We start from the raw sequence: 13,232 nt of genomic DNA, 5'->3' as shown, positions 1-13,232 counted from the left end.
CGCCTGCCGGCACCTTCTCCCCGTATAGTGACGGGGAGAAGGGGACTGCCGCAGGGCCGGCACCCTTTTTGATCAAGGCCCCGCTCACGCCAGCTTGGCCAATAGCCTCATGAAAATCGCGGCCTCCTTGGCCGAAAGCGGCGCCAGCGTTTCCTCGGTGATCTCGCGGGCGATCGGGATCAGCCGCTCGACGGCATTGCGGCCTTCAGCGGTCAGATTGACCAGCAGGCGCCTTTTGTCGACCTCATGCTTGGAAAGCTCGACCAGGCCGCGTGCCTTGAGCCGGTCGATGACGCCTTTCACCGTCGCCGCATCCATGGCGATCAGGCTGCCAAGCTGGTTTTGCGAGGTCTCGCCGACATCGTGCAATTTGGCCAGGGCGGCGAATTGCGGCGGCGTCAGGTCGGCAATGTGCGCGGCGAAGATCGAGACATGGCGCTGGTGCGCCTTGCGCAGGATGAAGCCGACCTGCTCCTGCAGGCGGTAATCGTTCTCGTCGGGCTCCTCGGCCTCGACCAGCTTGAGCTTGATGTCTTCGGCGCTCACCGCAGTCCGTCCCATGCCTTGATGTCCTTTGCCGCGAGACCGCCCATGCGGTCGTGCACGCGCGGGCCGCAGGTCATGGCGAGGCAGAACAGGATCTCGTCGGGACGAGGCCCGTCGCTGATGCCGACCTCCATGGCATCGAAATGACTGCGCACATAGGCGGCGTTGATATGGCCGAGCGGCACGTCGAGCCGCGCGCCGAAGGCGCCGACCTTCTTTGCCGACGGCACGATCGCCTTGGCGTCACCGAGCCGCTCGCGCATGGCATAGCCGCCAGGCACATGCCACAGCGCGCCATGCTCCAGTTCGCCGGCGATACCGACGATGGCGCCCTTGCCGTAGCCGTCGATCTGTTTCAAGTCGCCGCCCAATGCGGCGATCAGCTTGTCGGAGAGCAGCAGCCCGAGCGGCTTCAGATCGTCCATGGCGCTCTGCAGGTCTTCCACGTAGCGGCCGGCGAATGGGTTGTTCACCACCGCCATGGCGGCGGCGCGGCGGCGCGGCACCTTCGCCACCGGCCCGCCCTCATGAAATATCTCCTCGGTCAGCACCGCAATCTTGCGGATCGCAAACTCAGGCATGGGCAATTTCCTTCCTTGATTTCTCGTTGGGCGCAACGAGCGCCATGGGACCGGCGATCCGTGCCTGACCGGCAAGGAACAAGGCTGAAGCGGCAATCAGGCCATGTCGCCGAAAATCTTCGGCCACGGCGAGGCCGTGGTCCAGCGCGACGGCGATTTCGCCTGATGAAAGCGCGCCGACGCCCCGGGTGACCAGGCGATCGCCAAGGTCGCTGTCGGGCGCCAGATCGCGCGCCGGCATGCGCTCGATGGCGCGATGACCGGGCAGGTCGACGGCGTTGGCGATCAGGGTCGCGGCGGCATCGGCTTCAGCACCGGTCCGCGCCAGTACGGTAACAGCGTCGGCGATGCCGAGCGAAAAGGAACGGCCGCGCCAGCCGCTGGTCGCGATGCCGCGGATCCCGTCTTCGGCACGGATCGTGATCCGGTCTGCCAGTCCATGACCTGTCCCGGCAATGGCAAGCGTCATGGACCGGCCATTGCCGAGATGGATCGCGCTGTCGCCGCCATTGTTGACATAGGCGCGATCGAGCCGGCGACCGGCCAGCAGCGCGCCAAGCATTTCGTCGGCTACCGAACCGGCGACCGCAGCCATCGGCGTGATGAATTGTTTCGCCAGCGGAACAACCGCCGCTTCCATGCGTCGCGCCGCCGGGCCAGCGAAAGCACGGGACCGCGACGAGGCCGGGCGGCGCAGTTCCGGCAGTTCGTCGACGAGCTCCTGCAGGATTGTTTGAAACCGCGCCACCGCCTGGCCATAGGCGGCGCGGCATTCGTCCGCATCGCCAAATGCCTCGACGATCAGGTCGATCGGGCCATGATTGAGATGCAGCCGCCTGCCGTCATCAAGCCAATGCGCCTGCGGGCCGTTCATCACTACTTTGCCCCGTCTGCCGCTGCGCGCCGCAACTGCGCCAGCGGCGGCCATGGGTTGCTGGCCGGCGCAGACGTGCCGCGGCGCGGGTTGAGATACTCGCCGCCTTTGGCGAGAATGTCGTCAACGCTGCGGATCTCGGCTGCGTAGCCGCCGAGCCTGATATAATCGTCGCGGCGCAGGGTGAACTCGATCGGCGCCACCAGCGCCGGCGTCGGCACATAGCCGAAGGCGCCTTCCGGCACACGGGTGACATCGACCATCAGCGTGATGCCGCCGCCCGGCCAGACATAGACCGGCGCGCCGCCGACCGTCACATACGTCGTCAGGCCCTGCACCGAGCGGGTCAGATTGACCGGGTTCTCGGTGACGCCGGCACGCAGCGAGCCGCCGGCGCCGCCGACGAACAGCACGGTGCACAGAGCCGGCTCGCAATTGTCCTCGATCAGGCCGACGGATTTCTGCAGCCGCTCGGGGAACGGTTTCTGCACCGGCTTCAAGGCGTCGTCGAGCTCGTAATAGGCGAACTGCTCGCCGGTGGTCGAGACCATCAGCAGCGACAGGCCGGGACGCGCGCCCTTCTTCGCATTCCATTCGCCAAGGATCGACAGCGGGTCGGAAATGCTGGTGCCGCCCCAGCCGAGGCCGGGCTCCGACACCTTGAAATAGCGGCCCGGCGTCGAACGGCGGCCGATGATTTTTATCCCCGTGTCCTGCCAGCCGAGCACCTTGCCTGCCTGATGCTCGGAAACGACGCCGGTGATGTGGTCGTCGACCACCACCACCTCGTCGACCAGGCCGCGCCACTGGGTGGCGAACATGCCGATGGTGGCCGAGCCGCAGCCGACCCGCATCCGCTGTTCAAGCTGACCGTCGATGACCGGCGGCTTGCCGGCTTCGACGATGACCGTGGCACCGCCGTCGATGGTGAGTTCGACCGGCTTGCGGTTGCATAGATTGAGCAGCGCATCGCAGGTGGCGCGACCTTCGGCTTTGGATCCGCCGGTCAGATGATGCACGCCGCCCAGCGACAACATCTGCGAGCCATATTCGCCTGTCGTGACATGGCCGATCGCCTCGCCCGCCGCGCGGACCGTCGCCGTTTCGGGGCCGATATGCCGGTCGGTGTCGATCTTCACCTTGACGCCGCAGTAGGAGAAGATGCCCTCGGTGACGACGGTGACGAGATCGACGCCTTCGACCTCCTGGCTGACGATGAAAGGCGCCGGCTTGTAGTCGGGATAGGTGGTTCCGGCGCCGATCGCGGTGACGAAGCGGCGGCCGGTGTTGACCAGCTCGCCGTCCCATTCTTCGCCCTCGGCGACAAACGGCACGACCGCGCCGCCGGCCTCGGTCGCGTGGTCGAGGATGGTCAGCGGATCCATCCGCACGATCCTGCCGCCGACATTGCCGTAACGATCACAGGCGCCGGTGCGGCCGTCTGCTATGTAGCACATGACCGGGCAGGCATCGCAGCGGATCTTTTCCGCCACCTGCTTCTCGCCGGGATCATGCGTCTCGAAACGTTCGGCAAGCTCGCTCATCGGCGTGCCTCCTTGTCGCGGATCGCGGCGCGGATGCGGGTCGGCGTCGCCGGAATTTTGCTGACCAGGACACCGGTGGCATGGCGGATGGCATTGAGGATCGCCGGTGCCGTCGGGATCAGCACATGCTCGCCCAGGCCTTTGGCGCCAAAGGGTCCTTCCGGATCCGGAACTTCGATCAGGATGGTCTCGATCGGCGGCACGTCGCCGATCGTCGGGATCAGGTAGTCGTGCAGATTCTCGGTGCGGCCGGGGATGTATTCCTCCATCAGCGCCATGCCGATGCCTTGCGCGATGCCGCCCTCGATCTGGCCTTCGGCAAGCAGCGGGTTGATCGCCTTGCCGACATCATGCGCGGCGGTGATCTTGATCAGCTCCACTGTGCCGAGCTTGAGGTCGACCTCCAGTTCGGCGACCTGCGCGCCGTAACCATAGACGGCGTAAGGCTTGCCCTGGCCCCTGGCGTCGAGCGGCAGGGTCGGCGGGTCATAGCTTTCCTCGGCGCGAAAGACCAAGCCGTCGGCATCGGCCTTCAGAGTGGACAAATCGATATGCCGTGTTGCTTCGCCCTCGCGGATGACCAGGCTTGCGCCCTCCAGAACGATCGCCGCTCTCTCCGACACATTGGCGAAGCGCAGCATCGTCTCGCGCAAGGCGCGGCCGGCCTTTTCGGCGGCCTTGCCGGTCACGAAGGTCTGGCGCGAGGCCGACGTCTTGCCGGCGTCCGGCGTGATCGCCGTGTCGGCGCTTTTCAGCCGGAACTTTTCCAGCGGCAGGCCGAGCGCGTCGGCGCAGATCTGGGCAATGACCGTGTTCGAACCTTGCCCGATATCGACCGCGCCCTGATGCAGGACGACATCGCCTTCAGCCGAGATGCCGACCCTGATGGTCGACGGATTGGGCAGGGAGGTGTTGCCGCAGCCGTACCAGCAGGAGGCGACACCGACGCCGCGTTTCCTGCTGTCATTGGCACTGTTGAACGCATCGGCATCGACAAGCGCACGCATCCAATGCGGCCGCAGCGCTTCGAGGCAGTCGGCGATGCCGACGCCCGATTCCAGCCTCTGGCCGGTAACCGTTTCGCAGCCGTTCCGAAGGCAGTTTTTCACACGAAAATCGAGCCGATCCAGCCCAAGCTTTGCGGCAAGTTCGTCATAGAGCGTCTCCTGCATGATCGTCGCCTGCGGCACGCCGAAACCGCGGAAGGCACCGGAGATCGGGCCATTCGTGTGGATGGCGCGGCCTTCGGCCCGATAATTCGGGGTCGCATAGGGACCGGAGGCATGCACCGGCACGCGGTTGGCGACGGTCGGTCCCCAACTCGCATAGGCGCCGGTGTTGAAATCGCCTGCGAAGACCATGGCGGTGACGCGACCATCGGCATCGGCGCCGATCGTCGCCTTCATCTCGGCGGGATGACGCTTGGTGGTCGAGATCATCGATTCATGACGGGTATAGGCGAGTGCCGCCGGCCGCCCGGTCTTCATCGCGACCAGACCGATCAGCGGCTGCAACGAAACGTCGAGCTTGGAGCCGAAGCCGCCGCCGGTGGCGGTCGGCACGATCCGCACCTTGTCGACGGCAAGGCCAAGCACTTTTGCGACGTCGTCGCGGTCCATATAGGGCGCCTGCGTGCAGGCGACGACGACCAGCGTGTCGCCGTCCCTATAGGCATAGCCGGCTTCCGGCTCGATATAGGCGTGCTCGACATAGGACGTGTCGATGGCGCCGGAAACAGTGAACGTAGCGCCGGCAAGGGCGGCGTCGGGGTCACCGCGCTCGACAAAGCCTGATGTGAGCAGGTTTGCCGGCCGGTTCTCGTGGATCAGCCGCACGCCGCCGGCCTGCGCCTCGCAAGGCTGCAGGACATGCGGCAACTCGGTCCATCGAACAGGAAAATCCGCAAGATCGAGATCGAGGATGGCCTCGCGCTCGCCGGCAACCAGCGCCACCGCCTCGCCACGAAAGCGCGAAAAATTTTCGGCCAGCGCTGGCTGGTCGGCAAAAGGCGCGATGACGCCGAAGCAGTTCCTTCCCGGAATATCGGCAGCGGTGAAGACGCCGACGATGCCGGGATGGACTTTCACCCAGGCGTCGAGATCGCCGAAGGCGAAGCGGGCGTGATGATGCGGCGAGCGGACCACCAGCACCGCCAGCGCATCGGCCGGGAAGGAATCGCCGCCGAATTTTTCGCCGCCGGTGACTTTCGGCAGGCCGTCGAGGCGAATTGGAGAGGAGCCGACGGCGTGGCCCGAAATTGGCATTCTGCGGTCAAGATCGAGAGAAGGGGTAGCCAGCGCAGAAACTTGTCCTTTTTCCCCGTCATTAAACGGGGAGAAGGTGCCGGCAGGCGGATGAGGGGCAGCGCCGTCGGTCAAAAATTCGCTCGCGAACCGTCCCGCATCCATCACCGCAGCGACGATCTTGCGATAGCCGGTGCATCGGCAGAGGACGCCGCCCAGGGCATCCTGGGTTTCGGCCTCGGTGGGATTGGGGTTCTTCTCAAGCAGCGCGGTTGCCGCGATCAGCAGGCCGGGTGTGCAGATGCCGCATTGCGCCGCGCCATGGTCGAGGAACGAGGCCTGCAGCGCCGACAATCTGCCGTTGGCGAGACCCTCGACCGTGGTCACCACGGTGCCAGCGGCAGAAGCCGCAGACATCAGGCAGGCGCAGACAGGTTCGCCGTCGACAAGCACCGTGCAGGCGCCGCAGTCGCCGGCGTCGCAGCCGACCTTGGTGCCGGTCAGCCGCAATTCGTCACGCAGCACCGAAGAGAGACGGCGAACCGGCGGCACGCAGACAGAGACGGCGGCGCCGTTGACCTCGAAGGCGATGTCGGCGCGCTCCATGCTCATGCCAGGCTGAGCTCCGCTCATGCCAGGCTGAGCTCCGCTCATGCCAGGCTGAGTTTTGGTCATGCCAGGTTGAGCTTGGCTCATGCCGCCGCTACCTTCTCGACCGACGCGTGACCCGCGGCACCGAGAACGGCGCGGGCGACAATCTCGCGCGCGGCGTCCAGCCGGTATTCGGCGCTGCCGCGCACGTCGTCGATCGGCGAAAGCTCGTCCATCGGTGCGGACTGGATCGCAGCGACGAGAGCGTCGTTGACCGGGAGGCCGCGCAAGGCTGCTTCGACACTTGCAAGACGCCTGGCGACCGCCGAACAGGAGCCGACGGCGACGGCGGCGTTGGCAACGATGCCATCCTCAATGGTCAAGCGAGCCGCCGCCATGGCTATCGAAATGACGAGATAGCGGCGCGCGCCGAGTTTTTCGAAAACCGACGTGCCGGTGGCCGCTTCTTTCGGCACGCGGATGGCGGTGACCATTTCGCCCGGCTGCAGTTCCGTGCGGCGGTTCCCCAGGATGAATTTTTCCAGCGGCAGATGGCGGACCATCGCCACCGCGCGCAGTTCGACCTCGGCGTCGAGGACGAGCAGCGCCGGCACGCCGTCGGCCGCCGGGGAGGCGTTGCAGAGATTGCCGGCGATGGAGGCAACGTTCTGGATCTGGACGGAGCCGACTTCCCGCGCCGCCTGCTTCAGCGCGTCGAAGGCCGCCGGCAGCGGATGACGGACAAGATCGGTCCAGGTCGTGCGCGCGCCGATGAGCCAATGGCTGTCGGTCTCAGCAATACCGCGCAGCGTCGCCAGGCCGTTGATATCGAGGACATTGTCGCGGAAAGGCTTGGCTCCTTGTGCCGGATAGAAATCGGTGCCGCCGGCAAGGATGCGCCACGAAGCCTCGCCAAGCAGAGCGAGCGCCTCGTCGACCGTGGTGGGTTTCGCGTAACGGATCACGCTTGCCTTCCCAAAATGGGCCTTCCCAAAAATAGGGTTGCCGACGGACCTGCCGGCCTCCGAGCCGGTCAAATTCATTCGTATGCAAATGATATCAAGCCGGCAGGAATTGTCAAAGCCAGAGTTTTGCGCCGGCGCCAGCATCGGCGCGACGGCACGCATTTGTTATGCCGTTGGAGTTGACGCAGCCGGCCATCTGGTCAAGTTTCTGCATCCGTTGCGTCAGCGGCATTTTCGGCGGGTTCGAACACCGGATTCCACGTTTCGGCAGACTTCATGCCTCCGGGACAAACAAGAGGGAGGCTCCATGGCCGACGAAGCGCTTGTCATCATCGACCTGCAGAACGATTTCTGTCCGGGCGGCGCGCTGGCGGTGGCCGGCGGCGACGAGATCGTGCCGCTGGTCAACGACCTGATCCGGCGGACCGAACATGTCGTGCTGACGCAGGACTGGCATCCCGCCGGACATTCGAGTTTTGCCTCCAATCATCCCGGCAAGCAGCCGTTCGAAACGATCGAGATGCCCTACGGCCCGCAGACGCTGTGGCCCGACCACTGCATCCAGGGCAGCCTGGGTTCGGATTTCCATTCGGGCCTTGCCTGGACCAGGGCCGAACTGGTGATCCGCAAGGGTTTCCGCCCGGAGATCGACAGCTATTCGGCTTTCTTCGAGAACGACCATGCGACGCCGACCGGCCTTGCCGGCTATCTCAAGGAGCGCGGCATCGACACGCTGACCCTGGTCGGCCTGGCGACCGATTATTGCGTCGCCTTCTCGGCGCTCGACGCGGTCAAGCACGGCTTTCACACGACAGTGCGGCTCGACGCCTGCCGCGGCATCGATCTCAATGGCTCACTCGAGACGATGCTGAACCGAATGCGCGATGCCGGCGTGACGCTGGCTTGAACATCACCAATCGCATTCGACACAATTCCAGAGGGGGCATTATGCGGTTTGCGGCGGCTTTGACGGCGGGCGCTGTGGTGGCAGTCGCAACCCTGTTTCCGGGAACAGTGCTTGCAGCCGAGGCCCACGAATTGCCCGGCGAAACAATGTCGCTGTGGTGGGCGCTGCCCTTTGCCGGCCTGCTTCTGTCGATCGCCACCGGGCCATTGCTCTTCCACCATGTCTGGGAGCATCACTACGGCAAGATCACCTTGTTCTGGGCGGCGCTTGCGGTCGTGCCGCTGGCGCTGGCGTTCGGCATGGCTTCGGCTGCAGAGGCGGTGCTGCATGCGCTGCTCACCGAATACATGTCGTTCATCATTCTTCTGTTTGCGCTGTTCACCATTTCGGGCGGCATCCTCGTCGCCGGCAACATCCACGGCACGCCGCTGGTGAATGCCGGACTGCTGCTGATCGGGGCGATGCTCGCCTCGGTCATCGGCACGACCGGCGCCTCGATGATCCTGATCAGGCCGATCCTGCGCGCCAACGACAACCGGCCGTTCAACGCCCATGTCGTCATCTTCTTCATTTTCCTGGTGTCCAACATCGGCGGCTCGCTGACGCCGCTCGGTGATCCGCCGCTGTTCGTCGGCTTCCTGCGCGGCGTCGATTTCTTCTGGACCGCTGCCAATCTCTATCAGGAGACATTGTTCGTCGGCGGCCTGGTGCTGGCCGTCTTCCTGGCCATGGACATCATCCTGCATCACCGCGAGGCCGGCGCACCGAAGATCAAGGATCCGACACCGGACACCAAGGTGCGCATCCGAGGCCTGGCCAACCTCCCGCTGCTGGCCGGGGTGATCGGCGCGATCCTGCTTTCCGCGACCTGGAAGCCGGGCGTGGCGTTCTCCGTCCAGGGCGTGAGCCTTGAATTGCAGAACCTTGTGCGCGACGCCATCATCCTGGCCCTCGCCTTGCTTTCGCTCGCTGTCTCAAGCAAGAGCCACAGGCGGGCGAACAACTTCCACTGGGAGCCGATATCAGAGGTGGCGAAACTGTTCGCCGGCATCTTCATCTGCATCGTTCCGGTCATCGCCATTCTCAGGGCCGGTGCCGACGGCGCGCTGGCGCCGCTGGTCTCGCTGGTCAGTTCGCCGACGGGCGAGCCCAACGACCTGGCGTATTTCTGGATGACCGGAGCGCTGTCTTCCTTCCTCGACAATGCGCCGACCTATCTGGTGTTCTTCGAGCTCGCCGGCGGCGATCCGCAGCATCTGATGACCACCTTCGCCTCGACGCTGGCGGCGATCTCGGCCGGCGCGGTGTTCATGGGCGCCAACACCTATATCGGCAATGCGCCAAATTTCATGGTTTACGCCATTGCCAGGCATCGCGGCGTAAAAATGCCGGGCTTCTTCGGCTACATGGCATGGTCGGGCGCGGTACTGGTCCCGATTTTTTTGATCGCGGGTTTCCTGTTCTTTCGCTGATCAGCCGACGCCGACATAGCGGCGGACCGCCGACGGATCGGCGCGGAGCTCCTCGATATCGACGGTCTCGCGGTTGCGGCCGTTTTCGATGAACGAGACCCGGTCGGCGACGGACAGCACGGCATCGACGCGCTGCTCGACCAGGATCGTCGAGACGCCTGATACACGCAGCTTCGCTACCGTCTCGCGGATTTTTGCGATCATCGACGGCATCAGCCCTTCGGTCGGCTCGTCGAGCAGAAGCACCTGCGGCTCGAGACACAGGGCCCGAGCCATGGCCAGCATCTGCTGCTCGCCGCCCGACAGCGTGCCGGAGCGTTGTCTCAGCCGCTGGCGCAGCAGCGGGAAGAGCTCGAGCACGTTTTCGCGCGTCGCCTTGCCCTTGCCGCGGGCCATCAGGCCGATCTCGATGTTTTCGGCCACCGTCATCTCGGCGAACAGCCGCCGGCCCTGCGGCACATAGGCGACGCCGGCCTTCGGCACGTCGTGCGCCGGCAGGCCGGTCAACTCCGTGCCGTCGAGCCTGATCGAGCCGGCGCGTGAAGGAACGAGGCCCATGATCGCCTTCAGCGTCGTCGTCTTGCCGGCGCCGTTGCGGCCGAACAGGCAAAGCACCTCGCCCTTGTTCAGCACGAGGCCGAGGCCGTAGAGCACCTGGACCTCGCCATAGAAGCAGTCGAGCCCGGAGATGGTCAGTGCTTCTGCCCGCGGTTGCGTCATGGGGTCGTCCCCAAATAGGCGTCCTGCACTTGCGTATTGGCGCGAACCTGCTCGGGCGTGCCTTCGGCCAGGATCTTGCCGGCGTTGAAGACGGTGATGCGGTCGGCAAGCTGCATGACCACCGGCATGTTGTGCTCGATCAGCAGCACTGTCGCGCTTTTGGCGATCTCGCGCACCAGCCCGATGAAATTGTCGATCTCGCTGTCGGCCAGCCCCTGCGTCGGCTCGTCGAGGATCAGCAGGCGCGGTTTCAGCGCCAGCCCCATCGCCACTTCGAGCAGGCGCTGATGGCCATAGGACAATTGCCCGGCCGGCATATGGGCGCGGTCGGCAAGGCCGGTGCGCTCCAGCGCCGCCATGACGCCGGCATGCACAGCACCTTTCGAGCGGCCGTCGGTCAGCGTGCGCTGCACCGGCAGCGCGACATTGTCGTAGGCGGTGAGGTTGGCGAAGACGCTGGTGATCTGGAAGGTGTAGGCGATGCCAAGGCGGACCCTGGCGTAGGCCGGCAGGTTGGTAATGTCGGCGCCGTCGAAGACGATCATGCCCGATGACGGCTGGATGCGGCCGCTGATCAGGCTGACGAAGGTGGTCTTGCCGGCGCCATTGGGGCCGATGACGGCGCGGATCTCGCCCGGCATGAGGGCGAAATCGACACCATCGACAGCGCGCAGGCCGCCGAAATTGCGGGACAGGCCTTTGGTCGTCAGCAGCGGCATCATGGCAGCCATCCGAGCCAGCGCTGACGGATGGTGCCGAGAATGCCCCTGGGAAAGAACAGCACCAGCGCGATGAGGGCGATGCCGACGATCAGCAGATAGGCCGAGGTGTAGCCGCTGGTGACGTCGACGACATAGTACATGAACAGAGTGCCAATCAGCGGACCGAGCGTGGTCGCAGCACCGCCGAGCAGCACCCAGAGCAGCGGCAGGATGGAATATTGCACCGAGGCGAAGGTCGAGCCGACATAACCGAACAGCAGCGCGTAGGCGGCGCCCGAAGCCGCGCAGATGGTGCCGGAGACGACGACCGCGGCAAGCTTGTTGGAAAAAATGTCGTAGCCGAGCATTTTGGTCCGCTCCTCGTTTTCGCGGATGGCGACCAGCACACGGCCATACCTGGAGCGGACTATGCCGAGCGTCACCAGCAGCACGATCGAGAACAGGACCAGCGCGCTCATGTAGCGCACGGTCGGGTTGGTGAGGCCGAGCGAGGTGTCGCCCAAAACAAGCACACGCGCCGACTGCGGCACCACCAGGCCCTGATCGCCGCCGGTCCAGGCCGCGAGATAGAGGATTATCAGATAGAACACCTGCGCGAACATCATGGTGACGATCATGAAGGCGACACCGGAAGTGCGCAGCGCCAGCAGCCCGATCACCAGCGCGAGAAGCGCGCCGCAGGCAAGGCCGGCGGCGAAGGCGGCCGGCACGCTCCAGCCGAGCTGGATGACGGCAAGGCCTGCGCCATAGAGCCCAGCCGAAAAGAACATGGCGTGGCCGAGGCTGAGCAACCCGACATAGCCGAACAGCAGGTTGTAGCCCATGGCGAAAACCGCCAGCACCATGATGCGGGCGAGCAGCCCGTGGTGATATTCCGGCAGGACGAAGCTTAGGGCGAACAGCAGGACGATGACGCCCAGATGCAACGCATAGGCCTTTGACGGTGAAGCCTCCTTCATCGCGATGCCGTCCCGAACAGGCCTTGCGGCCGGAACACCAGCACCATGGCCACCAGCAGCGTGGCGATGATCTTGGCCAGCGTCGGCGAGAAGAACACCGAGACGATGCCGTCCGACAGGCCGATGAGCACGGCGGCGACGACGGTGCCGCGCAGCGAGCCGAGGCCGCCGATGATGACGACGATGAAGGACAGCAGCAGCGGGTCCTGTCCCATCAGGTAATGCGCCTGGCTGATCGGCACGATCAGCACCGCGGCCACCGCCGCCAGCATGGCGCCGAGCGCGAAGACGCCGGCATAGACGCGGTCGACCGGAATGCCAAAGGCCTGCGCCGTTTCGCTGTCATATTGCGTGGCGCGCATGACGAGGCCGATTCTCGTACGCGTCAGCACGAACCAGGTCGCCACCAGCAGAAGCGCGGATGCGGCGATGATCGACAGCTTGTAGCCGGAGTAGCCGAACCACGGCAAAAGGATGCGGTAGCTGAAGGGCGGCTCCACTGGCCGTGCCTCCGGACCATAAAAGGTCAGCGCCAGTTGCTGGATGATGTAGAGCATGCCGATGGTGGCGACGATGGTGGCTTCCGGATTGTAATTCAGCCGGCGCAGCACCAGCCGTTCGGAGACCAGCGCGATCAGGCCGACGATCAGCGGCGCCAGCACCAGGGCTGCGAGGAAGCCGAGCGCCGGATGGCCTGATATCGCCGTGGAGATCGCCCAGGCAAGCACCGCGCCGAGCATGAAGAACTCGCCATGGGCGACATTGACGACGCGCATGACGCCGAACACCAGCGACAGGCCAAGCGCCGTCAGCGCCAGCACGGCGGAGGTGACGAGGCCTTCGAGGGCGGCGAGAAGAAGATGAGGTCCGAAGTGCATCGGTCAAGCACCAGCGGATGCGCGAAGCACCCCCCTCTGGCCTGCCGGCCATCTCCCCCTCAAGGGGGGAGATTGGCAGTTGCTGCGAAGGCGGCCATCTACCAACCTTGGCGATTGGCGAAAGCGGTGATGACAGCAAATCTCTCCCCTTGAGAGGGCTTTGCACAGAAGAACAAGGTTCCGTCTTCGATTCTGGTTTGTTCGCGTCTGATTCTGAGACGTCTCGTGAA

The 13,232-nt window shown here is 65.0% G+C and carries 12 protein-coding genes; 2 read left to right on the top strand and 10 right to left on the bottom strand.

Features of this window, described 5'->3' with window-relative positions:
- Window positions 1-84: 84 nt before the first annotated feature.
- The 6 genes from AC0L2A_RS06220 to AC0L2A_RS06195 all read right to left on the bottom strand — a co-directional run bounded on the left by AC0L2A_RS06220 (window position 85) and on the right by AC0L2A_RS06195 (window position 7,344).
- Entirely contained in the window at window positions 85-546 is a 462-nt protein-coding gene (locus tag AC0L2A_RS06220) for a MarR family winged helix-turn-helix transcriptional regulator (RefSeq protein WP_095491183.1), read from the bottom strand.
- Window positions 543-1,127: an amino acid synthesis family protein gene (locus AC0L2A_RS06215; protein ID WP_287238346.1), complete on the bottom strand. Its 585-nt coding sequence runs from the start codon at window positions 1,125-1,127 to the stop codon at window positions 543-545. The genes AC0L2A_RS06220 and AC0L2A_RS06215 overlap by 4 nt, the downstream gene beginning before the upstream one ends.
- Window positions 1,120-2,001, bottom strand: a complete 882-nt coding sequence (locus AC0L2A_RS06210; protein ID WP_473607960.1) for a UPF0280 family protein — start codon at window positions 1,999-2,001, stop codon at window positions 1,120-1,122. Before AC0L2A_RS06210 ends, AC0L2A_RS06215 begins: the two co-directional genes overlap by 8 nt.
- Before the next feature lie 2 nt (window positions 2,002-2,003).
- The gene (locus AC0L2A_RS06205) at window positions 2,004-3,545 is read right to left on the bottom strand and encodes a 6-hydroxynicotinate reductase (protein WP_473607958.1); all 1,542 of its coding nucleotides are present in this window, start codon (window positions 3,543-3,545) and stop codon (window positions 2,004-2,006) included.
- Window positions 3,542-6,400: a molybdopterin-dependent oxidoreductase gene (locus tag AC0L2A_RS06200; protein ID WP_473607957.1), complete on the bottom strand. Its 2,859-nt coding sequence runs from the start codon at window positions 6,398-6,400 to the stop codon at window positions 3,542-3,544. The genes AC0L2A_RS06205 and AC0L2A_RS06200 overlap by 4 nt, the downstream gene beginning before the upstream one ends.
- Window positions 6,401-6,480: 80 nt before the next feature.
- Window positions 6,481-7,344, bottom strand: coding sequence for an FAD binding domain-containing protein (locus AC0L2A_RS06195; RefSeq protein ID WP_473607956.1), 864 nt, complete (start codon window positions 7,342-7,344; stop codon window positions 6,481-6,483).
- Window positions 7,345-7,651: 307 nt separating this feature from the next.
- Between AC0L2A_RS06195 and pncA the strand changes: the two genes are divergently transcribed.
- Window positions 7,652-8,251, top strand: coding sequence for a bifunctional nicotinamidase/pyrazinamidase (gene pncA / locus AC0L2A_RS06190; protein WP_091596328.1), 600 nt, complete (start codon window positions 7,652-7,654; stop codon window positions 8,249-8,251).
- 41 nt (window positions 8,252-8,292) lie between these two features.
- Window positions 8,293-9,723 carry a sodium:proton antiporter gene (locus AC0L2A_RS06185; protein WP_473607954.1) on the top strand — a complete coding sequence of 477 codons (1,431 nt, stop codon included), beginning with the start codon at window positions 8,293-8,295 and terminating at the stop codon, window positions 9,721-9,723.
- Here AC0L2A_RS06185 and AC0L2A_RS06180 read toward each other — a convergent pair whose 3' ends face one another.
- From AC0L2A_RS06180 to AC0L2A_RS06165, 4 genes are read right to left on the bottom strand one after another with little or no spacing between them, the layout of a single operon-like run.
- On the bottom strand, window positions 9,724-10,443 hold the full coding sequence (locus tag AC0L2A_RS06180) for an ABC transporter ATP-binding protein (RefSeq protein ID WP_473607953.1): 720 nt from the start codon (window positions 10,441-10,443) through the stop codon (window positions 9,724-9,726). It lies immediately after the preceding gene.
- Window positions 10,440-11,165 (bottom strand): ABC transporter ATP-binding protein, encoded by a 726-nt coding sequence (locus AC0L2A_RS06175; protein WP_473520976.1) that lies wholly within the window; start codon window positions 11,163-11,165, stop codon window positions 10,440-10,442. Before AC0L2A_RS06175 ends, AC0L2A_RS06180 begins: the two co-directional genes overlap by 4 nt.
- Window positions 11,162-12,124, bottom strand: coding sequence for a branched-chain amino acid ABC transporter permease (locus tag AC0L2A_RS06170; RefSeq protein WP_473607952.1), 963 nt, complete (start codon window positions 12,122-12,124; stop codon window positions 11,162-11,164). Before AC0L2A_RS06170 ends, AC0L2A_RS06175 begins: the two co-directional genes overlap by 4 nt.
- Window positions 12,121-13,002, bottom strand: a complete 882-nt coding sequence (locus AC0L2A_RS06165; RefSeq protein ID WP_473607951.1) for a branched-chain amino acid ABC transporter permease — start codon at window positions 13,000-13,002, stop codon at window positions 12,121-12,123. The genes AC0L2A_RS06170 and AC0L2A_RS06165 overlap by 4 nt, the downstream gene beginning before the upstream one ends.
- Window positions 13,003-13,232: the final 230 nt, after the last annotated feature.

This window comes from Mesorhizobium sp. WSM4844, assembly GCF_055811775.1.
The sequence above is the reverse complement of the archived record's forward strand: the minus strand, read 5'-3'. Positions and strand labels throughout refer to the sequence as shown.